The sequence below is a fragment of the Hymenobacter puniceus genome, assembly GCF_014333525.1.
Taxonomy (GTDB): domain Bacteria; phylum Bacteroidota; class Bacteroidia; order Cytophagales; family Hymenobacteraceae; genus Hymenobacter.
Map to the genome: position 1 here is coordinate 445,761 of NZ_JACSCX010000003.1, position 23,780 is coordinate 469,540.

Here is a 23,780-nt window from a genome sequence, read left to right on the forward strand (position 1 = left end):
TAACTTTCGGCAGAATTTATGCACAGCCCCGGTTTTTCGCCGTTTGTTGGCCGTAGCTGTTCTTGCCTGTTGTTTTTATGTTCCGATTCTCGTTGCTGTCCGCCGCGCTGGTTTTTTCTGGTTTCACTGCTTCCGCCGCCGGCCTGGTAGCGCTGCCCGACTCTATTGGGGTGGAATACCGGAGTGGCAAAATGCTCATCCGGCACCGTGTAGCGCCCGGCGAAACCCTCTACGGCCTCGCCCGCCGCTACCGGGTGCCCGTAGAACAGATTGTGGAAGCCAATAATGGCCAGAAAGGCGCCCTCACCACCGGCCAGATTGTGCTGGTGCCGCGCCAGCGCGCGGTGATGAACGCCTCCGACAACCCGCGCCCCGCCGCGGCCGGCACCGCCGCCCGCAGCCTGCCCACCGATGCCCGCGGCAACCGCGTGTACAAAGTGGAAGCCGGCCAGACGCTGTTTGCTATTGCCCGCAAATTCAACACTACGCCGCAGGCGCTGGCCGAGCTGAACAATTTCGCGCCCACCTACAACGTGCGCCAGGGCCAGACGCTCATCATTGCTGCTGGCACTGTCGCCCCCGCACGCCGCGAAACGCCTGCCGCTCCGGCCACGCGCGAGCCAGCCGTAGCCGCGGCACCCGTCCGCGAAACGCCACCACCGTCGGCGCCGGCACCCCGTCCGGAGCGCCCGGAAGCCGCCCCGCCGCGCCCCGCCGACTCGGCTACTTCAACGCCTAACCCTGCCAGCACTCCAAAGGAGAAGCCCGAGGAGCGTGCCCCCACCCGGGCCAGTGAAATTGTGCGCCGCGTGACCGAGGCCGGGCTGGCTACCAGCATCCCCAACAGCACCACCGACAAGTACTTGGCCCTGCACAAAACGGCCGAGGTGGGCACCATCATGCAGGTGCGCAACATCATGAACGGGCAGTCGGTGTACGTGCGCGTTATCGGGAAGCTGCCGGATACCGGCGAAAACAGCAACATCCTGGTGCGCCTCTCGCCCCGCGCCGTGCAGCGCCTGGCCACGCCCGACGCCCGCTTCCGCGTGGAAACCAGCTACGTGCCGTAGGGGTAAGAGTAACGCAGTCGAATAATACCAGCACGTCATGCTGAGCTTGCCGAAGCATCTCTACCGAGGGTAACTCAATGGTTACGACGAAGCGGTAGAGATGCTTCGGCAAGCTCAGCATGACGTGCTTCTTTGGTGCTACACCTTCCTCCTCCATGAACCACGCTCAGGTCCGCACTATCCTCGAAGAGAATTACGCCCGCTACAACCAACCAGCTTTCATCCAGAACGACCCCATCCAGATTCCGCACCGCTTCACGCAGCGGCCAGACGTGGAAATCAGCGGGCTGTTTGCGGCGCTGCTGGCCTGGGGGCGGCGGCCCACCATCATCAGCAAGGTAACCGAGCTGCTGCAGCGCATGGACAACGCGCCCCACCAGTTCATCCTGCAGCATCAGGATGAGGACCTTAAGCGTCTGCTCGGCTTCTGCCACCGCACCTTCTGCGACACCGACCTGCTCTACTTTGTGCACTGGCTGCACTGGTTCTACAGCCGCCACGATACGCTGGAAGAGGCATTTTTGGTGGGTAACACTCAGAAAGAGCGGCTGGAAAACTTCCATAATCTATTCTTCAGCCTCGACGACGCGCCCCACCGCACCCGCAAGCATGTGGCCACACCGGCCCGCGGCTCGGCCTGCAAGCGCGTGAACATGTACCTGCGCTGGATGGTGCGCCACGACGCGCACGGCGTGGACTTCGGCCTCTGGCGCCGCCTGCCCATGGCCGACCTCATCTGCCCCTGCGACGTGCACGTGGAGCGCGTGGCGCGCCGCCTGGGCCTACTGGAGCGCAAGCAGCTGGACTGGCTGGCCGCCGAAGACCTCACCGCCCACCTACGCACCTTCGACCCGCTGGACCCCGTGAAGTATGATTTTGCTCTATTCGGACTGGGTGTGGAAGGGGAGATGTAGAAGAAAAGCGTTCTGAAAATGGAGCAGCAGATGACCACGCAAACATTTGATATGAAGCTCATCAGCCTGCCTAAATATTGGGTAGGCTTACTGGCTTTAATTGTAATAGTGCTATTGTCCTTTGTCGCAGCGGCACACCTCAATGTGGGCAAGATGGGCTTGATTGTGGCCATGACTGGTGGCGCACTGGCGGGCATTTTTTTTATGCAATGGCTGGCGGTATACCGCGCCGTTGCAACAGTTACTCCCAGCGGCCTGAATTTGCACCTCATGAATGGCAAGCTGCTTATGGTAATTGCTTTTGCTGAGGTGGCCTCGTATCGGCACAAGTCAAACAGAAATTGGGATGAACTGCGTTTCAAATTTTTTGATGGAACGCGGCAAAGAATTGTGGCGGATTCTGGCAGGGTTGAGTTTTGGGAGTTAGTGCATGCCGTCAACCAGATAGTGGAGCGCCACTATCGGCCGACTGCTGACTCCGCAGGGCCCACTATACCGGCAGAGTTGTCTGTGGCTCAACAACGCCACCCCGACCGGGAGGTGATGGCCCACGAAAAAAGCTTCTGGGAGAAACCAATATCCACCGTCTTTTTCTGGATGATAACAGGTGCACTTGCACTGGCTTTGTTGGCCGCTGCGCTTACTGATGATGCCGGGCTTTTGGGCCTTTTTGTTGGTGGCTGGGTGTTCTACCTCATTCCCTGGCTGCTGCACATCGACCAGCGTATCAAGAACCGAGAGGCCGCCAAACGATAGACACCCTGCGCGAATCTGTCCCGGCCTATATCCTGTTTCCCTTCACAATCCATTCCGATTTCCAGGACTCCCTGATTTGATTTTACCTCAGAACTTCGGGTAGAAAATAGGCTTTGCGCAGGGTGTGAGCGGCGGCCGGCTACTGCAGCGTATATAGCTTGATGGTGCCGCCCTGCCTTTCGGTTACTTCCAGCAGCAGGCGCGTGGTGCCGCCGGCCAGCGCGCTGATGTAGCGGCGGTACGGCTGCTTGTCTTTAGCCTTGAGCACCAGCGCGTAAGCCTGCTTGTAAAACGGAGTGCCAGTTTGGAAGTAGTACGCTGGCAGAATCTCGCCCATCACCGGCGTGCTGATGTATTGGGTATTGTAGGAAAAGTGCTTCACCGTCGGGGCCAGCTGGTACACGTATTCGTCGGCCAGCTGGGTTTTGCGCCGATCCTTTTCCGGCGTCACCACCACTTTCTCAAACGCCAGCTCGGGGCTGAAGTACAGCACCGCGTGGCCATCCTTGATGACGGCGTCAGCCACGAACTGGCGGCTCACCGGGTCCTGAAACACCTGCACGCCGTCACTTTCGCCTAGCTGCTTCAGCAGGTTTTTCTGCTGCGCCGGCAAAACGTTGGCGTAAGCTACCTGCTGATGAGACGCCAGTTGGCCGGTGAGGGTGTAGCGGTCCAGGAAAAAGCCGGCAGTGACGGGGTCCTGCATGAGCCGGTTTTTGGCCGTCTGCTGGTAGGCCCCGCTCACCAGCAGCTGGTCGGTGGTCGGGTCCAGAGAGAAGGCGGCGGGCTGCAGCAGCTTGCCCATAATCCGGTAGTCGCCCAGGCCCTGGCCCGGCTGCATGCGGGACACCTGCCGGCCCTGGTTATCGAACCCGAGCAGCTCGTACTGCTGCTGCATGATGGGCTCGGGGGTGGTGCCTGTGTTGGACTTGTAGCGGCGGTACAGGTAGGTGATGCCTTTGTAGTGCGTGAGCGGCGCCCAGAACTCCTTGAAGTTTGGTGCCCATCGGCTGTTGCTGAGGGCGGCCAGATTGAGCGGCGTGCGCTGCGTGGTTTTGCGGGCCAGATCGAAGGCGTTGAGCACGTATTCGTCGGTATCCTGCCGGGTGTTCCGCTCGCGGCTGATCTGGTAGAACACGTTACCTTCCACGTAGCTCAGCACGCTCTTGACGGTGGTATGCTGCGGAATCTTGGCGTATGGCAATACCAGCTGCTGCCCGGCCCCGGTCGAATCCAGGCGCTGCAGCAGAATATCGTGCTGGCGAATATCATCCTTCTTGTCCAGGCGGTCCAGGTCCTTGTCTACCACCTCGGCCGCGTAGAGCGTGTTGCCCTGGGCAAAAACTTCCAGCGGCTCCAGCGTGGGATACAGCTCTTCCACCCACGCCCGGTTGAACGGACCCGACGGCTGCTGCGGGTCCCGCAACACCTGCAGACCCTGCATCTTCCTGACAGACTTTTCCCATTTCACTTGGCCGTTAGGCTGGATCAGCAGCACCCGCACGGTGCTTTCCTTGGGCTTGGAAACGAACAGCGCGACGTTGCCATTCTGAAGCTGCAGCGCCGCGCCCGGTATTTCCTTTTTATCCAGCGTGATGGTGGCGGCCAGCTTGGTTTGGGCCGGCGCCGACAACGAAAAAACGCTCAGCAGGCTGCTGGCCGCAATTGCACCATACCGGGTAACGGGCTGGCGTTGAAAGAAAAAGAGCATATCAGAAAGAGAGAATTTCAAACAGAAAATTGGGGCTGGGCCGCCTCAGAAAGACAGCCCCATGACGGCCGTGAGCTGCTGCCGGATGGCAATAGCTTCCACCGGGCCTTCACTGGAATAGTCGGCATACAGCCGGCTGGGCAGCACATCAGCCGACAGGCGCAGGTACATATTGCTGCGCCCGAAGGTGTGCGCGCCTTCCAGCATCAGGCTGGGCGAGCGAAACGGCAAACTGTAGAGTGCATACCGGTAGCCGGCGCCCACACCCACGCCCCAGGCGCTGTCCGACTCGTGGGTGGCCTTGCAGCCGTAGCGCCAGGTTACGTATTCCGGAAAATCGAGCAACGCCGACCCATTGAACCCGTAGATTTCGCGGGGCGCGCCCAGCAGGCCACCGGCCACGTTCAGCGACAATCCAACGGCTTGGTCGGCACTGATTTTCCACAGCGGCGCATCAAAGGCCAGGCCCAGCGAAGCCAGCACCGCCCGGCTCCGAACCGTGGTAAGCGCGTATTCGCCGCGGGCTTGGGTGGCGGTGGGCTGCTCCAGCAGCTCCACGTACGACGCCCGCACTGGCACCGTGCCGGCCCCCACATACATAGAAAAGTTGCTGGTCTGGGCGCAGGCGGCGCCAACGGCCCCCAGACAGGCGGCTACCATGGCCAGCCCTACTGAATAGAAACGGGCCATACTTAGCGGTAGTCAAATCGGGAAACAGTGCCGGCCTCGCCCACCGCATAAAGCGTGGTAGCATCGGCAAAATCGGCGCTGCGGTACACGTGCTGCAGGCTTTGGCCCGTCGAGCCGGCCAGATTCACCCAGGGCGTTACTTCGGGCTGGGCGGCATAGGCCGGGAAATTGCGCAGCACAGTTTTCCAGCCCACGCCTACCACTTCGCCCTGCCACTGCGCAAAATCATACACCGGCACATTCAGCAAATCCTGCGCCGACACCTGCTGGTACTGCCGGGTGGCGGCATCGTAGGTCATGGCCCGAAACGATTTGCCCTGGCCCAGGTCGTCGATGCCGCTGACCAGGTAATCGGTGCCGTTCGGATACAAGTGCAGATCGAATACGCGGTAGGGCATGGGCCACTCCACTGACTCCCAGGTGCTGCCGCCGTTGCGGGTCCGGAAGCACTGATTGGCACCCACGGCCAGGCCCACTTGCTCGGTGGCAAAGGCCACGGCCCGAAAATCAGTGTTTACCGGCGGCCAGACCGGAAACACGTAGTCCCGCCAAGTGCGGCCGCCGTCGGTGGTTTTGCTGAGCAGACCTTTTTCGCCCACCAGAAAGCCCGTGGAGGCATCCAGCATCTGCACATCCGTAATCAGCGGCAGGTGCTTCACCCGCGTCCAGCTGCGGCCGGCAGCAGTGGTGCGGTACAACCCCGTAGTGGTCAGGGCCAGGCCAGTGCTCGGCGATGAAAAATGCAATTGGAGGATGTCGCCTAAAGCAGTATCCGTTAGCTCCTGCCAGCTGGCTCCAGCAGTGGTGGTGCTCAGCAGTGCGCCTTTCTCGCCCCCGATGAAGCCGGTAGACAAACCAACAAAATCAACGCTCAGCCACGTGGCGCCCGCTACGGCAGGCGGCACAGCAAGATTCTGGTAGCGGATGGTGGCGTGCTTTTCAAGTATTGTTATATCTGGCGCACAGCTGGTTAGCAGCAGGCCGGCTAACATGCCGCAACAGCATAAAATTCTATTCATACAAAGAATAAGGAGAGGTCAAATATAGAAGAGGCCACAGGATAATTGAAGCCGCCGCCGTGATTATTTACCGGAATCCGACCCGGTTTCCGGCACTTTCAGTTGGACTGAATCTTTCCCGTCCTATATCCTGTTTACCTTTACACTCCATCCCGATTTCCAAGACTCCCCGATTTGATTTTACCTCAGAACTTCGAGCAGAAAATAGGCTTTGCGCAGTTGCGTGAGATGCTGGAAGGCATGTGTCTGAGCGCCCTGGGCCGCCAGTTTGTGGCCAAGATGAGCTTCCAGACCAAGCACGACCAGCTCCAGAAGCTGCTGCTCCAGACCGACGAGTTCCGCTTCCTGCTGCATAGCGGAGCCGACTTTCCCAGCCAGCACTACCACGACGTAAACCCGCAGCTGGTGCGCGCCAGCTTGCCCGGCGCCTACCTCGATGTGGCCGCTTTCTTCGCCGTGAAGATGAGCTTGCGCACCATCCGGCAGGCCCTCACTTTCTTCACGCAGGCCGCCGAAGAGTTGTACCCTACGCTGCGTCTGCTCGGTATTGGGGTGCAGGTCGACCGCAACCTGCTGGCTGCCCTCGACAAAGTGGTGGACGACGAAGGCCTCGTGCGCGACGATGCCTCGCCGCTGCTGCGCCAGCTGCGCCAGGAGCTGATTACGCGCCAGGTAATGTTACGCAAGCAGATTGCGGGCATCCTGCGCCACGCCAAAAACGAAGGCTGGGTTCCCGGCGATGCCGAGCCGACCATCCGGGGCGGGCGGCTGGTGCTGCCTGTCATTGCCGAACACAAGCGCCGCGTGAAAGGGTTGATTCACGACGAGTCGGCTTCGGGCCAGACGGTGTACATCGAGCCGGAGCCGGTGTTCGAGCTCAATAACGACATCAAGGACCTCGAAAACGCCTATCAGCGCGAGCTGATCCGCATCCTGACTGCCCTCACCGACCAGCTACGGCCCCACATTCCGGACCTGCGCAAAGCCTACCAGTACCTCGGCCTGATCGACTTTATCCGGGCTAAGGCGCGCCTGGCGCTGCGCCTGGAAGCTATGCTGCCCGAGTTGCACCCGCGCCCCCAGATGCTCTGGAAGCAGGTGCGCCACCCGCTGCTGTACCTCACCTTCCAGACCCACGCCAAAGACGACCCGCGCGAAGTGGTGCCGCTCGATATCGAGCTGACGCCGGAACAGCGGATTCTGCTGATTTCGGGGCCGAATGCCGGAGGTAAGTCGGTGAGCATGAAGACGGTGGGACTGGTGCAGTACATGCTGCAGTGCGGCCTGTTGATTCCAGCTGGCGAAGGCTCGGAAGCCGGAATGTTCGATGATATTTTCCTGGACATCGGCGACGAGCAGAGCCTGGAAAACGACTTGAGTACGTACTCGTCGCACTTGCTGAGCATGAAGCAGTTCGTGACGCTGGCCGGCAAGCGCAGCTTGGTGCTGATCGACGAATTTGGTACCGGCACCGAGCCGGCGCTGGGCGGCGCCATTGCCGAGGCGGTGCTGGAGCAGCTTAACCGGGCGCGCAGCTTCGGTGTCATCACCACGCACTACACCAACCTCAAGAACTACGCCGAGCGCACCGACGGCATCGTGAACGGGGCCATGCGCTACGACCCCGAGCAGCTGCAGCCGCTCTACCGCCTCGAAATCGGCAAGCCGGGCTCGTCGTTTGCCATCGAAATTGCCCGCAAAATCGGCCTGCCCAAGCAGCTGGTGGAGCGCGCCACCCAGCTTGTCGGCAAAGACAAGATCCGCTACGACCGGCTGCTGGAAGGCCTGGAAAAGGAGAAGTCGGACTTGGAAGCCCGCACCGCCGAAGCCGCCAAAGCCGAGCGTCGCCTGAAAAAAGCCGCCCAGGAATACCACGACCTCAAGAAGTATCTCGACGACACCACGCTGGAAGTGCTGCGCAAAGCCAAGCAAGATGCCAAGCTGCTGCTGCGCGACACCAACCAGCAGATTGAGGCTACCATTCAGGAAATCCGCCTCGGCCAAGCCGACAAGGACCGCACCAAGGAAGCCCGCGGCAAGCTCGACACTTTCGTGCGCGAGAAGCTGCAAATCGAGCCACCCAAAGCCAAAGCTACCCGCGAGCTGGCCGAAGCCGGCACACTCAAAGTAGGCGACAAAGTGGCGCTGATTGGGCAGGAAGGCTACGGCGAGTTGATGAGCGTGAAGGGCAAAACCGCCGAGGTGAGCTTCGGCGGCATGAAAACCATCGTCAAGATCAGCCAGCTCGAAAAGCTGACCCGCTCCGAAATCCGGGAGCGGGAAAAAGAGTCGGCGCGCCGGGCCCCGGCCCAGTACGCCGGTTTCGACACCACCGGCAAGATGTCGAGCTTCAGCCCTACGCTGGATTTGCGCGGCGAGCGGGCCGAGGATGCCCTCACCAAAATCACGGCCTACGTGGATGATGCCGTGATGCTGGGCGTGCCCGAAATCAAGATCCTGCACGGGCGCGGCAACGGCGTGCTGCGCCAGGTGGTGCGCGACTACCTGCACCGCACCCGCCAGGTGGCCAGCGTAGCCGACGAGCACGCCGACCGCGGCGGTGACGGCGCCACGGTGGCTGTGCTCAAATAATATCGCAGATTTTGCAGATTAAAAGGATTGCGCAGATTGCTCTTTCTGACTGACTGCGCGACGAAATCTGTGACATCCTTTTATTCTGCAACATCTGCGATTCATGCACTCCCGCAACCCCCACGCCGACCGCTACGATTTTCCGAAGCTGATTGCCGCCAGCCCGGCGCTTACGCCATTCGTCACGGCCAGCCCCCACGGCGACCAAACCATCGATTTTGCTAACCCGGCCGCGGTGAAAGCCCTCAACCAGGCCCTGCTGAAGCAGTTCTACGGCGTGGCGCTCTGGGACATTCCGGCCGGCTACCTGTGCCCGCCCATCCCGGGCCGGGCCGACTACCTGCACCACGCCGCCGACCTATTGGGTTCCCTGAATGGCGGCACCGTGCCGCGCGGCAAACAGGTGCACGTGCTTGATATCGGTATTGGGGCCAACTGCGTGTATCCCATCATCGGTACTCACGACTACGGCTGGCGCTTCGTCGGCTCTGATATCGATACGGTGGCGCTGAAGTCGGTGAAGATGCTGGTAGCGGCCAACCCTGGCTTGTCTGGCCGGGTGGAAGTGCGCCAGCAAACCCACGCTAACTATATCTTCGACGGCATTGTGAAGCCCCGCGAGGAGTTCGACCTGACGGTGTGCAACCCGCCGTTCCATGCTTCGGAGGAAGAGGCGCTGGCCGCCAACCAGCGCAAAACCCGCAACCTGGGCCAGCCGCGCACCCCGGAGCCGGTGCTCAACTTTGGTGGCCGCAACACCGAGCTGTGGTATACCGGCGGCGAAGAAGCCTTTGTGCGCAATCTGGTGGAGCAGAGCGTACCGCTGGGGCCGCGCGTACTATGGTTCAGCACGCTTATTTCCAAGAAGGAAACCCTGCCCAGTATCTACCACTTCCTCAAGAAGGCGGGCGCGCTGGAAGTGAAAACCATCGACATGACGCACGGCCAGAAAGCCACCCGCTTCGTGGCCTGGACCTTCCAGACGCCCGAGCAGCAGCAAGCCTGGGCCGCGCGCCGCTGGAAATGAAGTGCTATTGGCTACATATTGGCTTCAGTGAGCCCAGCTTCAAAACTTTCAACGTCATCACCCAAATTATGGGGGTGAGTCCGGAGCCGTGGAAGCCGAAGCCTTTTAGCGTAAATGAGCCAAGTATATGGTCATATTTGGTTGCCTCGGATGGTGAGGAATCTTATTTTGACTTCATCAATGTCTTTCTCGACTTATTGGAGCCGCAGTTTAAGGAGTTACAAAAAATCGGAATCGAAAAAGATTATATCAGTTTTCAGCTTACTTATATCTACACACTGCAATGCAGCTTGGGATTTAGCGCCCAAGAAATGCTTCGATTGGGGGCAAGTGGAATAGGGCTAGCCATTGACTGTTTTGAAGAGAAATAAAATTTAGAAACATCATTAAAAAAGGCGGCACCCAAATTTGGGCGCCGCCTTTTTTAATGAGTTGGAAACAGAGAGACTATTCCACAACCACACGGCTCACCTGCGTGGCTTCGGGCGTCACGATCTGCACCATGTAGAGGCCGGCGGGCAGCTGCGAGGCATCCACCGAAACGTCCTGGCCGGCGAGCGTGCTGGTTTGGTTGAGCACTACGCGGCCGGTGGCATCACGCAGGGTGATGGTGGCGGTGCGGGCCTTGCCGGCCTGCAGGCGCACGGCAAACTGGCCGCGGGTCGGATTCGGATACACCTGCACGCTGCTTTGCTGCACCGTGGCGTTCTTGTTACTCAGCACTAGGTTGCAGACCTGCACACCGCGGTTTTGCTCCGCAATGCGGGCTGCAAACTCCTGGTAGTACTGGTTCACAATGCGCGGCTCGTGCACGATGAGCGTGTTTTCGTCATTTTCAGTGTTGGCCGAGAGGCTCCAGTTGTGCGAGCCCACAAACACCTGCGGGTCCGACTGCGAAGCGCCGGCATCGATGATGGCGTATTTGTGGTGCATGATGCCGCTGGTGTTTTTCACCATGCCGCGGGCCCCAATGGCCTGCCGGATCGTGCGCAGCACCAGGCCCGAGTTGGTGGAGCTGGTGTCGTTGTTGAGCACCTCGGTGCAGGAGGCAATGTTGCGCAGCAGCACCTGGTCGCGGATGGCACGGCCGATGTCGAGCTGGGTGTTGAGCATAGTGGCAATGTGCAGGTCGAAGTCGGCGGTGCGAATGGCGTCGATGAGACGGCCGTTCACATTATCCGTCGGCGAAAACCACGACTCCACCAGCTTACCGCCGATGTTGAGGTAGTGCGGGGTGTTGTCGGTTTTGCGTGAGCCGAACTTCACGGCGCCCGAAGTAGCGCCGCTGCCGCCCCACATTTCCTCGAACTCCATCTTGTACACGCGGGCCAGGGCCTGGTCCTGAATGACAATGGAGTTGTTACGGTCGGTGGAAAGCTGCGCCTGGGTCCAGTTGGTGGAGCCAGTCCATACCCACGGCACGTTGGGGTTCATGTTTTCGGCATCAATAATCACAAACTTGTTGTGCATGATGCCCTGAATGGTACCCGAGCCGGTTTGGGTGCGGGCCAGGCGAGCCACGCCAGCATTCAGGCTGGGTACACTTACGTTGTTGTTATCATCTTCATAAATCACGCGCACCCGCACGCCGCGGGCCTGGGCGGCATTTACGGCTGCCAGAATAGTGGGGCTGTTCCAGTTATAGATGGAAATGTCGAGCGTGGCGGTGGCGCGGTTGATGTAGCGGGCCAGCGTATCGGCAATAGCGCCGCTGGGCAGAAACAGCGCATTGTTGCCGGGCAGCGCCAATGCGTTGTTTACTGTGCCGGTGAAGTAGCTGCGCATCTTGCCCGACGACAGCGAAGCCGTAATCATCGGTACCACGCGCGACTCCGACAGGCCAGTGGCGTTGGTGGAGCTGGCTTTTACGAAATACACCGTAGCAGGCTGCAAACCCGCAATGGCCAAACTGTGGCTGGTGGTGCTGGCGGCGCTGGTTACGGCCGTGAAGGGGCCAGTGGCGCTGGTAGCGTATTCCAACCTGGTGTTGCCGGCGTTCTGGGTTACAAAGTTCACCGTGAAGCCCGACGTGCTGATGTTGGTCGGGAAGGGTGTGTTTAACACGTTGGGCGTGTTGCCCTGGCGAAAGTCTTCGTAGAGGCGAGGCAGCAGCTGATAGCCGGGGCCGGTAGGGCCGGGCGCCGTCGTCGTGAACTGGCTCATGATGCCCACAGCATCAAACGTGCCGCTTGGGGAAGGCTTACCGATGAGGCCGGCCGGGCCGGTAGAAGCCGCATTCACGTACAGCACCGTGGCGGCGTTGTTGTTGATGCGGAACGTGGTGCTGCTGAACGAAGTAACAGGGGCGCCGGTAGCTGTGTTGATGGACGTGGCACCCGTAAGCTGCACCAGGCGGCCTTCGTACTGCTCGGCGTAGGCGGCCGTGAAGCTGCCCGCCGGAAACTGTACCGGCGCCGGCAGCGGCCGGTTGCCGGCCAGCACCGTCAGCGACGAAACCGGGTCCAGCTCCAGCAAACCGCGGAAGTCCTTGAGCGTACCCGTCACGATGATGGAGTCGCCGGGCACAATGCCGGTGGTGAGCGTAGTGGAGTACACGCCGATGCCGGCCGTACCGTCCTGGATGTAGCGGATGGCGCCCAGTTCGGGCCCGTTCGTGACGATGCCGCGCACCGTGACGGTGGCGCCGGACGTGTTGAAGGCAGGAGCCTGCGCCCTGGCTGCCGCAACCGTTATGGCAGTTTGGGCCTGTGCTGGCCGGAAAGCAGCCATGCTACAGAGCAAAGCCAGCAGAGTAAATTTCTTCATGCAGAGAAAAGAAAAGGAAAGGCGGAGTGTACAAAATGAAAGCGGCTGCAAATATCCTGATTTTCAGTCGGAATACCGCCCAATGGTGTGCCAATGCCCGCAACTTGCTGCTGCTGTTGCCGCCACTTGGCCGGGCCGCTTTTGGCAGCAATAAGAATAACCAGAAATGGTTGGAAAAGGCCACAGAGTTCGGGGCTCTTTCTTCCATAGGCAGCAGGAGCACAGTGCTACCCTGCCGGTTAGATGCGGCCGGCTGCCCATACATCTGGTGCCGGCTAGGTGCTACCGGCGCAGATAGGCTGCTGGCAGCAAGTGATTCAGGCGTGATAAGCTTAGTTTTTAGGAGCTTGTGCTTTCTCAAGTGGTTCGCCGGCGCTGGCGGCGCTGCGGCGGCGCGAGTCGGTGGCAATCAGCACGACTGCACTCAGCGAGTTGCCGGCGGCGTTGGTAGATGACGCCCGTACATGGTAAGTGGTGCCGGGCCGTAGGTTGGTGAGCGTAATAACGTGCGTGGTCGTGAGGGCCGCATTGGTCACCACCGAGCTTAGCTCGCCGTCGCGCCCAAAGTCGATGCGGGTATCACCGGGGTTGAGGGTGGTAAACTGTAGCTTCACGGTTTGCGGGCTGGTTTCAAGGGCCACGGGCACGCCCACCACCACTGGCTTGCCGTGGCCTACTTCCAGGTCGGCGTAGGTGCGGGGCAGTAGCTGGTAGGAGCCATGGCCATTGGGAGCATACTGCCCCATCAGCCCGATTACCGTAAACTCGCCGGTTGGTGCCGGGGCACCCACCAGGCCCTGCGTGCCACCCGAAGCGGCCGGCACACGCAGCACTGCGCCGCGCTGCCCACCCAGCAGATAGCTGGTGCTGCCGGCCAGCACGCGCACTGCCACGCCGTTCATCGATGTCAGGAAGGGTACGCCGGTGATGCGCACCAGCCGGCTCTCAAATGCCTCTTCGTACACGCTGGCCAGATCGGCAAAGGCCACCTCATGCAAGGGCAGCGGGCGGCGCTGGGCCAGCCGCCGGGCCCGCGTGATGGTGGTAAGCTCCAGCAGGCCGTTGTAGTTTTTGAGCGTGCCCTGCAGCTCCACACTATCACCCGGCTGCAGCGCCACGAAGGCCGGCGCCGTGGAGTAAGCCGCCAGTCCGGCTGTCTGGTCGAGAAGGTAGCGTACTCCGCCCAGCTCAGGGCCGTTGGCAACAACACCGCGCACCGTGAGCACCGAGCCCAGACTAGCGCGCCGCGCCTGGCCCAGCCGGAGCAGCGGCGCTGTCTGGCCCAGGCCTGGCAGGGAGATGTGCAGAAAGAAGTACAGGCAACAGAATAGCGCAGATAAGCGGGGCGGCATGCAGGGGAATGTCGAAACGAAACGCAAAATGCACCCCTATCCGCAAAGCTGCAAATTCCTGCCTAATGTGGCAATTGATGGCTTTCTGCCTACATAATATTCACCTCAGGATGCAGCTCGATGCCAAATTTTTCCCGAACCGAGGCAATAATTTCATACGCCAGGTCGCGGATATCCTGGCCCTGCGCGCCACCGTGGTTAACGAGTACCAGCGCCTGCCGGTCGTGTACGCCGTGGCCGCCCCGGCGCAACCCTTTCCAGCCGCATTGCTCAATCAGCCACGCGGCCGGCACCTTCACGCCACCGGGCACCGGGTAGCCCGGCAGCCCCTCGTACTGGCGCTTGAGGTCGTCGAAACGAGCCTGCGAAATTTCCGGGTTTTTGAAAAACGAGCCGGCGTTGCCGATCTGGGTTGGGTCGGGGAGCTTGCTGCGCCGGATGCTGCTCACGGCCTCGCTCACCTGGCGCGGCGTGGGCTCGTCGGCCACGCCCATATCCTGCAGCGTGGTCTGAATGTCGCCATAGCGCACGTTGGGCTTGGCGCGGCGGTGCAGGCGCAGCAGCACACCCGTCACGATAAACTGGTTTTTAAGCGGGCCTTTGAACACGCTTTCACGGTAGCCGAAGCCGCATTCGGCCGCCGAAAACGTGCGCAGCAGGCCCGTAGCCGTTTCCAGCGCCTCCAACTGCTCGAACGTGTCCTTCAGCTCGGCACCATACGCCCCAATGTTCTGCAGCGGCGCGGCGCCCACCGTACCCGGAATCAACGATAGATTTTCGATGCCACTTAAGTCCTGGTCGAGGGTGTACTGCACCAGTTCGTGCCAGCTTTCGCCGGCGCCGGCACGCACGAGGGCGCTGTCGTCGTCCTGCTGCACGATTTCCAAGCCGCGGATTTCGTTTTTGAGCACCACACCATTGAAGTCGCGCGTGAAAAGCAGATTGGAGCCGCCACCCAGTATCAGCTTCTCGGCAGCCTGCACTTCGGGCAGTGCCAGCAGAGCACGCAACTCCTCCACTGAACTGAAGCGAGCAAAAAGGCGTGCCTGCACATCTAGGCCAAACGTGTTGTAGGGGCGAAGCGAAACGTGGTGTTCCAGAACGGGAGCCGGGTTCATACGGGTAGCAATAAGCGGAAAGGGTTGCCCGGCAAAGGTAACGGGTTGTTGCCGGCTCGCTCACGCCCAACCCAATGCCGCCCGGCTCTCCGGCTCCGAAGGAGCAAGAAACCAGGCGGCATGTCGTAGAAGCCTGTAGTAGCAGATCAGGCGGCGCAGACCGCCAGTCAGGCCACCGGGCGGGTTGCAGCGCGGAGCCACTGGGGCGCATCCATTACCAGCGTCACGAGCAGCGCGTGCGGCAACGTCACGATGGAGGCCACCACCAGCGCCAGGCTAAACCAAGCCGATGCATCGGGCAGGCGGCCAGCCAGCATCCAGCCTAGCCCCAGCAGCGCCACGCAGCTCAGCAGCAGCAAGGGCGCTGCCTGCCGCAGATAAAACCAGAGCTGCGGCAGCAGTGCCCGCCGGGCAGGAACTGAGCTGCCAGCGTAGCCCAGCCAGCCGGTGAGGCGCAGCACGTGCTGCAGACTGTGCCAGAACACAAAGTACACCACCACCGACCAGCGCGGCGGCAGCAGCAGCAGCAGCGCGGCCAACACCAGCAATTCCGTAAGCTCGCGGAGCAGAAGGCCCCAGCGGCCGTCCAATGCATACCACAGCCAGAGCAGCCCATGCCCGGCGGCCACTAACATGCCTAGCCCGCCCGCCACGGCCTGGAAAGTAGACAGAGAAACGGGCCGGGCACCGGTGAAACGCAACAAATCATTCACGATGCTGGCCGTTTCGGTAGGCCACCAGGCGGCTGGCACCGCAAACAGCAGCATGCCACGTAGCAAGCTGTGGCTTAGCCAGCCCGCCACAGGAATCTGGTTGAGCTCGGGTGCATCAGCTGAGCCCCAATGCCATATGGTCAGCAGGAAGAACAGAGCCACGGTAGCCGCCGGCCACTGCCACCAGAAAAGGCCCACTACGGCCGCCAGACCCAGGTAGCCGGCCAGAAACCGCCCCCAGTAGCGCCAGGTGCGCAACGGGTTGCGGGCCGGTGCCTGCGCCGGCACCACCAGCTGGTCGCAGGCGCCGTGGGCCACGCCCAGTGCCACCATACCCACGGCCAGCGGCACGCCCAGCACCAGCCCGGCCTGCGCCGGAAATAGTCGCCCCAGCACAATGAACAGCAGCACGGCCGCGTAGGAGTAGTGGCGCGGGGGCCCGATGGCCGCCGCCGTACCGGCGAGAAAGGAGGAAGGCATACGAAGCGGATGGAAAGGCAAACAGGCTGAATTGCGCGGCGCCGGGCAACTCAGCCTGCTGGCCGGTGAATTCCAAAAAATGCGGGATTTGCCGGTAAGGCAGGCCGCCGCTACACCACCGAAGCGGCGTTGGCCGGCGCCACTTTCACCGCCGATTCGCTGCGGGCAATGCCGTATACTACCAGGCCAAATCCGATTTTGTTGATGGCGTCGGCAATGTTGTAAAGCAGATCGAGGTCGTGAGGACGGAGCAGCCCGGCCCCGTCGGGACCAAGCCAGCCGCCGGGCATAGCCATGTAGCCGATAGGATAGATTGCCCAGCCTACCAGCACGAACCAGGCCAGGGCCCGCACGCCTTTCTGCACCGCCACCGAGTTGGAAGCCGCCGCCAGCTGCGCTACTTCACCCATCCAGGCCGAATACAGGATGTACACGTAGCCCACCGTAGACAGGGAGCCCCACAACACCGAGTGGCCCATAGAGCCGTCCGTGAAAGCTTCACCGATGTAGCCAAAAACCAGCATAATGACAGCCGCCAGAATCAGCTTCCAGAGCAGGGCTGCTTTAGCCCCCGCCGCCCGCACCAGCAGGTAGAACTCCACCACCATCAGCGGCACCGTGAGGGTCCAGTCGATGTAGCGCAGAGCAATGGGGGTTTCATTGGTTGAGACGTAGTAGTCGCGCATGTAATAGTAATGCACGGCCGCAATGCCCGTAATCAACCCCGAAATCAGCAGCGAGGTCTTCCATTTGTCGGTTACGGTACTCCGCTCAAGCAGGAAAAAGACAGACGCGGCTGCCATGGCCATGTACCCCGTGAAAAATGTGAAAGCCACGGGGTCATCAACCGGTATACGCATGACGTCGAGCAACATGGTTCGCATAAGAGTGGGGAAAAAGAGTGAGAAATGAATGCATGTATTAAATAGTATAGATGTATAAATGTTTAACTTTAATGGGTAAAAGATTAAACAAATGATAAAAAATGAGTTGGAAGTGCTGCTCACAAAAACCAGAACAGGAGAGGTGAGGGCAAGGGGCATAAAAAAGGCGCGGGGCCATGTCGGACCAAGTCCGACATGGCCCCGCGCCTTTCGGGCAGGGAGCAACCAACTGCGCTACCGCACCCGGTAACCGTTCAGGGCATAAAACAGCAGGTAGGCATAGCAGAGGGCCGGCAGCACAAACGCCACCCGGATGCCGCCGCCGTGCGTGGCCAGCAAGCCCATCAGCGGCGGAATGATGGCCCCGCCCACGATGGCCATAATCAGGTATGAGGAGCCCTGCTTGGTGAATTTGCCGAGGCCCGTAATGGCCAGCGGAAACACCACCGGCCAGATAATGGCGTTGCAGAGGCCGCACAGCACCACCAGCCACAGCGCCGTTTCGCCGGTGCTAATGATGGATAGCAGCACGAACAGCGTACCGGCGGCACACACGCCGGCCAGCAGCTTGCGGGCATCAAAGCGGGTGAGCAGCGGAATGCCGATGATGCGGCCGACCATCACCCCAAACCAATACGACGACACCAGCACCGCGCCCACGGCCTTCGTAAAGCCGCTGCTGGTATCAATTGGGTCGGGGGTGTTGCCGAACAAAGCGGCGGCCCAGCTGGTGGCCACGCTCAGGCCGCGCACCAACTCTTGCGTAAAGCCGCTAAGCTGGCTGATGTTCTGGCTTTCGCCGTAGCGGATGATAAACGAGCCAATGCCAACTTCCACGCCCACGTAGGTGAAAATGGCCACCACGCCCAGGGCCAGGTGGCGGAAATCGAGGGCGGAGCGGCGGCCGGTTTCGGCGGCGGCCTGCGCGGCGGCGGCTTCTTCATCGGCGGGCAGGCTCTCTACCTCAGGCAGGCGCACCAGGAAAAACAGTGCCGCCAGCACCGCCAGAAACACCGCCAGCCCCAAATACAGCGGCTTCACTAGCGTGGCTTCCTGGGTGAGGCGCTGCTCCAGCGGCAGCTGCGCCAGACGGGCCTTCAGCACGGCCGAGCCGCCGAACAGAATCAGCCCGCCAATAAGCGGCGAAATGGTGCCGCCCAACCCGTTGGCCACGCCCACGATGCTCACCCGGCTGGCCGCCGTTCGTGCCGGCCCCAGCACCGATACGTAGGGGTTGGCTGCCACCTGCAGCAGCGTGATGCCAGCACCCAGAAAGCTCAGCGCCAGCAGAAATAGGGCAAACGTGCGCGAGTTGGCGGCCGGCACAAACAGCAGCGCTCCGCAGGCCATAATCAGCAGCCCTAGCACAATGCCGCGCTTGAAACCCATTCGCTCCAGCAGCTTGCCCGCCGGCAGCGACATCAGAAAATACGCCCCAAAAAAGGCCGACTGTACCGCCGTCGACTGGAAGTCGGTGAGCTGGCACACGTCCTTGAGGTAGGGCATGAGCACGTCGTTGAAGTTGGTGACGGCCCCGAACAGAAAGAACAGGGTGGTCATCAGCACCATCGGGCCCGCGTAGGAGCGGGTGGTGCCGGCGGTGGCAAGCGGGGTGGAGGACGTAACGGGAGCAGCCATGCAGGAGCGGGGTAGAAAGAAAAAAAGCCGGCCCGGGGCTGGCTAAGCAATGCTACGGAGTTTTTGGCAGAAGTGCAGCGGGAGGTGAACTCAACCAAATAAAGCAGCCAGCTTCAGAGTTTTACTCACAAGGAAATATGGAGCTTTTATTCTCACTTTCTGCTAACGCCGGCCAAACGTTTCGAACAGCCAAATACCTAGCATTGGGAGCAGGAGAATGAAAGGCACCGCCAGGTAGAAGAGACGTTTGGATTTTGCTTTAATGGCTGCTACGATAAAGCCGATTTCGTACATAACCAGCAACGCAATTGTGCTATAAAACAGGCCTAGACCCGCGGTAGCCGTTGCGTAATTATTATCCTCAGAGTATTCTTCCCAGTAGAGAAAATGCACGACGAAAAGCCACCAAGAGAAATAGAGTAGTAGTGCTACTAACGCAACGCCAAAATAGCTATTGAGGAGCTTGATTGTGTCTTTCACTGAACACGAGCTTTTACGACTTATTCGCACTCCTCCGCCTTCACCACCGGCCGCGTCAGGAACTTCCAGGTGAAGACGGCCGCAATGGCGCCCACAGTAGGTGCCACCAGATACAGCCACAGGTGCTCCAGATGCCCCGACACCAGCGCCGGTGCCAGCGAGCGGGCCGGGTTCATGGAGGCGCCGCAGATGGGGCCGGCAAACATGGCTTCCAGCAGTACCACCGCCCCGATGGCCAGCCCCGCAAACATGCCCTGCTCTTTGGAGCCGCAGGCCACGTTCAGAATTACGAGCATCAGGAAGTAGGTGAGAATAAATTCCAGCGCGAATGACTGCCCCTCGGGGCCGGCCGGCAGCGTGGCGCCCAGCAGTTCGTTGGCCGGAAATAGGTAGCGCAGCACCGCGCTGGCCAGCACGGCCCCTATCAGCTGGCTGATGATGTAGGGCAGCACCTGCCGCCCCGCAAACCGCCCTGCAACAGTGAAGGCCACCGTCACGGCCGGGTTGAAGTGGGCGCCCGACACGTTGCCCAGCGCATAAATCATGGCACTCACGATGAGCCCGAACGTCATGGCTACGCCTACGTGCGTGATGGCGCCGTGCGTTTCCTGGTTGATGATGATGGCGCCGGTGCCACAGAACACAATGGCGAAGGTGCCCAGAACCTCAGAAACGTACCGCTGCATACATCAGACTAAATAGGATGGCGAGGCATACGGCCGGCCAGAGCACGCCGGATTGGGGCGGCCGCCGCAAACAAACGGAATTTCCGGCTTAGAGCGGAAACTGCCGGCGCAGCTGCTGGTAGCCGGGGTGGTCATCGAGGCTGGTGAGGCTCTCAAACATGCTGATAAAGGTGCGCACCAGCTCGGGGTCGGTGGTTTGCAGGGCCCGGGCCTCGGCCACCCGATCCAGGTTGTACTGGCCCAGAAACACCACCAGCGCCCGAAACGGCTCCTTGGCTTCGGCATCGAAGCGGAGCAGCAGCTGCAGGGGCAGCACCGGTACTAGCTGATGGATGCCCAGGCCGGCCGCACGCTGCTCGGGGTGCTCCGAGAGCGTCTGGAAGGCATCGTCGAGTTGGCGCAGAGTGGCCAGGTGCTGGTCGCGGTGCTCGGTCCAGTAGTCAAGGTCAACGCTTTCGGCTTCCGGATGAAACTGCTGCCACACACCCTGTACGTAATGGTGCAGCCGGCCGTGCTGGTCGGCGGTCGGGGGCTGGGTTTCGGGCAGTTCGTCGGCGGCTAGCGTGGCCAGGTAGAATTCGCGGGCGTCGCGGGCGCGGTCCAGCAGCAGGTCGTGGATCCGGTCGGTGAGGGCGCGCATTTCGCGCTGGTTGAGCTCGGGGCGGTGGTGGCGGGCATAAAACGTGCCGATGGCGGCCGAGTCGGTCATCAAAGCCAGATACTCGCTGCCGGCCGACTCTTCCAGAAACTCCGCCATGCGCAGCATAATCGGCTGAAAACCTTTGTACAGCTCCCGCGTGGCGTCGCTGATGGTCACAACAGCACTTTTGATCTGCTCTTCCACGGCGCTGCTGCGCTCTACCAGCTGCCGGGTTTCCTGGGCCAGCTGCTGCATCTGGGTGAGGGCCTGGTCGGTGTTGCGGGAGGCATCATCGGCCGCTTTCCAGCTCTGAAACGCCACAAACAGACCCAGAAACGACGCGACGCTGCCGATAATGGAGTAATGGCCGTTTATCGCCTCGTAAGCGGTCAGCCCCAGCACAATCAGGGCCAGAAACAGCACCAGATAGAACAGGGAGCTTTTGTTGGGGTCGAAGAGGAAGGTAGAGCGGGACATAGCAGGGGAGACAGTTGGCGGCCTAATATTACCAAGTATAACGGCGGACAAGCCGGGTCAAGCGGTGCGCACCGCACAGTACAGGAGGGTTGGCCCAGCAGATACCACTTCCTTGAGTTGTATTCCCCGCCCTAACCTCTTTTCTGCCCTATGAAACCCCACCCGTTTATTGCGTTGCTGAGCGGCCTGGCACTGCTAAGTACCGGCGCGCTGGCCCAGGCTACACTCGTGACTGGGGCGCAAATGCCCATGCCCGCCGCCGAGTGGATCGACCAGGACACCGGCCACCGCGTGATGCGCCTCACCCCGCTGGGCGGCAATAACAACAGCTTCTACTTCCACAATAAGCCCTTTCTGGCGGCTAAAGGCAGCGACGGCGACCAGATGGTGTTCTACCATTCCGATGCCCAGGGCAAGCAGCTGCGCACCATCAACCTGAAGACGCGCGCGGTGCAGCCGCTCACGCGCTACTTCCAGAAGATGAGCGGCGAAATTGTAGCCCCCAAGCGCAGGGAGGTGTTCTACCAGACCGGCGACTCGGTATACGCCACCCACGTCGATACTCGAAAAACGCGGCTGGTATTCGTGTTTCCCCAAGATTTCCGGGCCAGCATCACCACCCTGAACGCCGACGAAACTCAGCTCGGCGGGGCCTGGGCTTCTGATGCGGAAAAGGAGATTTCGCGGCAGTATCCGGAGAAAAAGGACTACTTCCGCCGCATCTACGAATCGAAGCTGCCGCGCACCTTATTCACAGTGAGCACCGAGGGCGGCCAGCTCAGCAAGCTGTTCACGGACACGGCCTGGCTGAACCACGTGCAGTTTTCGCCCACTGACCCGAAGCTGCTCATGTTCTGCCACGAAGGCCCTTGGGAGTTGGTGGACCGCATCTGGACCATCGACACGAAAACCAAGGCGGTGAAGCTGGTGCACAAGCGCACGATGGACCGCGAAATATTCGGCCACGAGTGGTTTGCGCCCGACGGCAAAACCATCTGGTTTGACCACCAGCTGCCGCGCGGCGCCACGTTCTTCGTGACGGGCACCAACCTGAAAACCGGCAAAGAGAAGAAGTACGAGCTGACCCGCGACGAGTGGAGCGTGCACTACACCATTTCGCCCGACCAGAAAACGTTTGCTGGCGACGGCGGCTACCCCAGCTCGGTGGCGCACTCGCCCAACGGCCAGTGGATCTACCTGTTCCGGCCTGATAACGACAAATTCAAAGCCGAGAAGCTGGTGAACCTGGCCAAGCACAACTACCACCTGGAGCCCAACGTGCATTTCTCCCCCGACGGCAAATGGCTGATCTTTCGGGCCAATTTCGAAGGCGAAAACCAAGTGTACGCCGTGGAAATAGCCAAAGCCGCCTCGTAGAAACCGACACAAAACACCGTCATGCTGAGCTTGTCGAAGCATCTCTCCCGCTTCGTTAAGATTACCACTGCGGTAGAGATGCTTCGACAAGCTCAGCATGACGAACTGGGTATCATAACCGACGACCTCAAACCCACCCAATGCTCAAATCCATTCTCACGGCCTGCCTGCTGGCCTTGCTTACGCTGACGACGCAGGCCCAGAAGCTGCCCAAAAAGAAGGCCATCCTCAAAACGATGACCCGCGCCAACGACTACTTCATGCAGAAGTGGCCCGACACCGGCAAGGAAATCACGACCAACAAAACCCGCCCCAGCCACATCTGGACCCGCGCCGTGTACTACGAGGGCCTGCTGGCGCTGCACAGCGTAGACAAGCAGCAGCGCTACTACGACTACGCCGTGGACTGGAGCCAGAAGCACCAGTGGGGCCTGCACCGCGGCATCGAAACCCGCAACGCCGACAACCAGTGCGCCGGTCAGACCTACCTCGCCCTCTACGAACTGGACCCGCAGCCCGAGCGGATGCGCGACATCAAAGCCAGCATTGACCTGATGGTGAAAAGCCCGCAGGTAGACGACTGGTGGTGGATTGACGCCCTGCAAATGGCCATGCCTATCTATGCCAAGCTGGGTGCCATCACCCAGGATACGGCCTACTACGAGAAGATGTACCGCCTCTACAACTACTCGAAAACCCGGCACGGCGGCAACGGCCTCTACAACTCGCAGGACCAGCTGTGGTGGCGCGACAAAGACTTCGTGCCGCCTTACAAGGAGCCTAACGGCGAGGATTGCTACTGGAGCCGCGGCAATGGCTGGGTGGTGGCGGCCATGGTGCGCGTGCTGGAAATAATGCCCAAGGGAGCCCCGCACCGCGAAGAATACGAGCAGATGTATTTGGCCATGATGAAGGCCCTGCCACCGCTGCAGCGCCCTGACGGCTACTGGAACGTGAGTTTGCACGACCCCACCAACTACGGCGGCAAAGAGCTGACCGGCACGGCGCTGTTCACCTACGGCATGGCCTGGGGTATCAACCACGGCCTGCTCGACGCCAAGCAGTACCAGCCCATCATCACGAAAGCTTGGAACGCCCTAGCCACCGAATGCGTGCACCCGAACGGCTTCCTGGGCTACGTGCAGGGCACCGGCAAGGAGCCCAAAGATGGCCAGCCCGTGAGCTACACCAGCAAGCCCGACTTCGAGGACTACGGCCTCGGCTGCTTCCTGCTCGCCGGCACGGAGCTGGTGAAAATGAAGTAAAAGTGTAAGAAATGAACGTCATGCTGAGCTTGTCGAAGCATCTCTACCGCTTCGTTGCAATAGCATTAGCTAGCCAGGGGCAGAGATGCTTCGACTTCGCTCAGCATGACGTTCTGAAATATCCA

General features: G+C 60.7%; 20 protein-coding genes. 7 read left to right on the plus strand and 13 right to left on the minus strand.

What is annotated here, in order from left to right:
* The first annotated feature begins 77 nt into the window (after positions 1-77).
* The 3 genes from H8B14_RS10590 (at position 78) to H8B14_RS10600 (ending at position 2,740) form a co-directional block, all read left to right on the plus strand.
* Positions 78-1,070, plus strand: a complete 993-nt coding sequence (locus H8B14_RS10590; protein WP_187315606.1) for a LysM peptidoglycan-binding domain-containing protein — start codon at positions 78-80, stop codon at positions 1,068-1,070.
* Positions 1,071-1,225: 155 nt separating this feature from the next.
* A complete protein-coding gene (locus H8B14_RS10595; protein WP_187315607.1) occupies positions 1,226-1,984 on the plus strand; it encodes a TIGR02757 family protein in 759 nt (252 codons plus the stop codon).
* 18 nt (positions 1,985-2,002) lie between these two features.
* On the plus strand, positions 2,003-2,740 hold the full coding sequence (locus H8B14_RS10600; protein ID WP_187315608.1) for a hypothetical protein: 738 nt from the start codon (positions 2,003-2,005) through the stop codon (positions 2,738-2,740).
* 139 nt (positions 2,741-2,879) lie between these two features.
* Here the strand turns inward: H8B14_RS10600 and H8B14_RS10605 are convergent, their stop codons facing one another.
* Genes H8B14_RS10605 through H8B14_RS10615 form a run of 3 tightly spaced genes read right to left on the minus strand, consistent with a single transcriptional unit; the run spans position 2,880 to position 6,133 of the window.
* Positions 2,880-4,451 (minus strand): hypothetical protein, encoded by a 1,572-nt coding sequence (locus H8B14_RS10605; protein WP_187315609.1) that lies wholly within the window; start codon positions 4,449-4,451, stop codon positions 2,880-2,882.
* 45 nt (positions 4,452-4,496) lie between these two features.
* Complete coding sequence (locus H8B14_RS10610) at positions 4,497-5,141, minus strand: hypothetical protein (RefSeq protein WP_187315610.1); 645 nt, start codon at positions 5,139-5,141, stop codon at positions 4,497-4,499.
* 2 nt (positions 5,142-5,143) lie between these two features.
* Positions 5,144-6,133, minus strand: coding sequence for a WD40/YVTN/BNR-like repeat-containing protein (locus H8B14_RS10615; protein WP_187315611.1), 990 nt, complete (start codon positions 6,131-6,133; stop codon positions 5,144-5,146).
* Between the two features lie 201 nt (positions 6,134-6,334).
* Between H8B14_RS10615 and H8B14_RS10620 the strand changes: the two genes are divergently transcribed.
* Positions 6,335-8,752: an endonuclease MutS2 gene (locus H8B14_RS10620; RefSeq protein WP_187315612.1), complete on the plus strand. Its 2,418-nt coding sequence runs from the start codon at positions 6,335-6,337 to the stop codon at positions 8,750-8,752.
* 103 nt (positions 8,753-8,855) lie between these two features.
* A complete protein-coding gene (rlmF, locus tag H8B14_RS10625) occupies positions 8,856-9,779 on the plus strand; it encodes a 23S rRNA (adenine(1618)-N(6))-methyltransferase RlmF (protein ID WP_187315613.1) in 924 nt (307 codons plus the stop codon).
* 447 nt (positions 9,780-10,226) lie between these two features.
* Here the strand turns inward: rlmF and H8B14_RS10630 are convergent, their stop codons facing one another.
* The 10 genes from H8B14_RS10630 to H8B14_RS10675 form a co-directional block, all read right to left on the minus strand.
* On the minus strand, positions 10,227-12,545 hold the full coding sequence (locus tag H8B14_RS10630) for a phospholipase D-like domain-containing protein (RefSeq protein WP_187315614.1): 2,319 nt from the start codon (positions 12,543-12,545) through the stop codon (positions 10,227-10,229).
* Positions 12,511-12,753: a hypothetical protein gene (locus tag H8B14_RS10635; RefSeq protein ID WP_187315615.1), complete on the minus strand. Its 243-nt coding sequence runs from the start codon at positions 12,751-12,753 to the stop codon at positions 12,511-12,513. Before H8B14_RS10635 ends, H8B14_RS10630 begins: the two co-directional genes overlap by 35 nt.
* 124 nt (positions 12,754-12,877) lie before the next feature.
* Positions 12,878-13,897 carry a hypothetical protein gene (locus tag H8B14_RS10640; protein WP_187315616.1) on the minus strand — a complete coding sequence of 340 codons (1,020 nt, stop codon included), beginning with the start codon at positions 13,895-13,897 and terminating at the stop codon, positions 12,878-12,880.
* A gap of 89 nt (positions 13,898-13,986) precedes the next feature.
* Complete coding sequence (gene murB, locus H8B14_RS10645) at positions 13,987-15,015, minus strand: UDP-N-acetylmuramate dehydrogenase (protein WP_187315617.1); 1,029 nt, start codon at positions 15,013-15,015, stop codon at positions 13,987-13,989.
* A 167-nt stretch (positions 15,016-15,182) separates the two neighbouring features.
* A complete protein-coding gene (locus H8B14_RS10650) occupies positions 15,183-16,208 on the minus strand; it encodes a Brp/Blh family beta-carotene 15,15'-dioxygenase (RefSeq protein ID WP_187315618.1) in 1,026 nt (341 codons plus the stop codon).
* Positions 16,209-16,318: 110 nt separating this feature from the next.
* On the minus strand, positions 16,319-17,092 hold the full coding sequence (locus H8B14_RS10655) for a bacteriorhodopsin-like (protein WP_187315619.1): 774 nt from the start codon (positions 17,090-17,092) through the stop codon (positions 16,319-16,321).
* A gap of 234 nt (positions 17,093-17,326) precedes the next feature.
* Complete coding sequence (locus H8B14_RS10660; protein ID WP_187315620.1) at positions 17,327-18,730, minus strand: sugar MFS transporter; 1,404 nt, start codon at positions 18,728-18,730, stop codon at positions 17,327-17,329.
* 162 nt (positions 18,731-18,892) lie between these two features.
* Complete coding sequence (locus tag H8B14_RS10665; RefSeq protein WP_187315621.1) at positions 18,893-19,210, minus strand: hypothetical protein; 318 nt, start codon at positions 19,208-19,210, stop codon at positions 18,893-18,895.
* Positions 19,211-19,230: 20 nt separating this feature from the next.
* Positions 19,231-19,896 carry an aquaporin gene (locus H8B14_RS10670; RefSeq protein ID WP_187315622.1) on the minus strand — a complete coding sequence of 222 codons (666 nt, stop codon included), beginning with the start codon at positions 19,894-19,896 and terminating at the stop codon, positions 19,231-19,233.
* A gap of 88 nt (positions 19,897-19,984) precedes the next feature.
* Entirely contained in the window at positions 19,985-21,013 is a 1,029-nt protein-coding gene (locus H8B14_RS10675) for a hypothetical protein (protein WP_187315623.1), read from the minus strand.
* Positions 21,014-21,163: 150 nt separating this feature from the next.
* Between H8B14_RS10675 and H8B14_RS10680 the strand changes: the two genes are divergently transcribed.
* A complete protein-coding gene (locus tag H8B14_RS10680) occupies positions 21,164-22,390 on the plus strand; it encodes an oligogalacturonate lyase family protein (RefSeq protein WP_187315624.1) in 1,227 nt (408 codons plus the stop codon).
* 140 nt (positions 22,391-22,530) lie between these two features.
* On the plus strand, positions 22,531-23,655 hold the full coding sequence (locus H8B14_RS10685) for a glycoside hydrolase family 88/105 protein (RefSeq protein ID WP_187315625.1): 1,125 nt from the start codon (positions 22,531-22,533) through the stop codon (positions 23,653-23,655).
* The last annotated feature ends 125 nt before the right edge of the window (positions 23,656-23,780 follow it).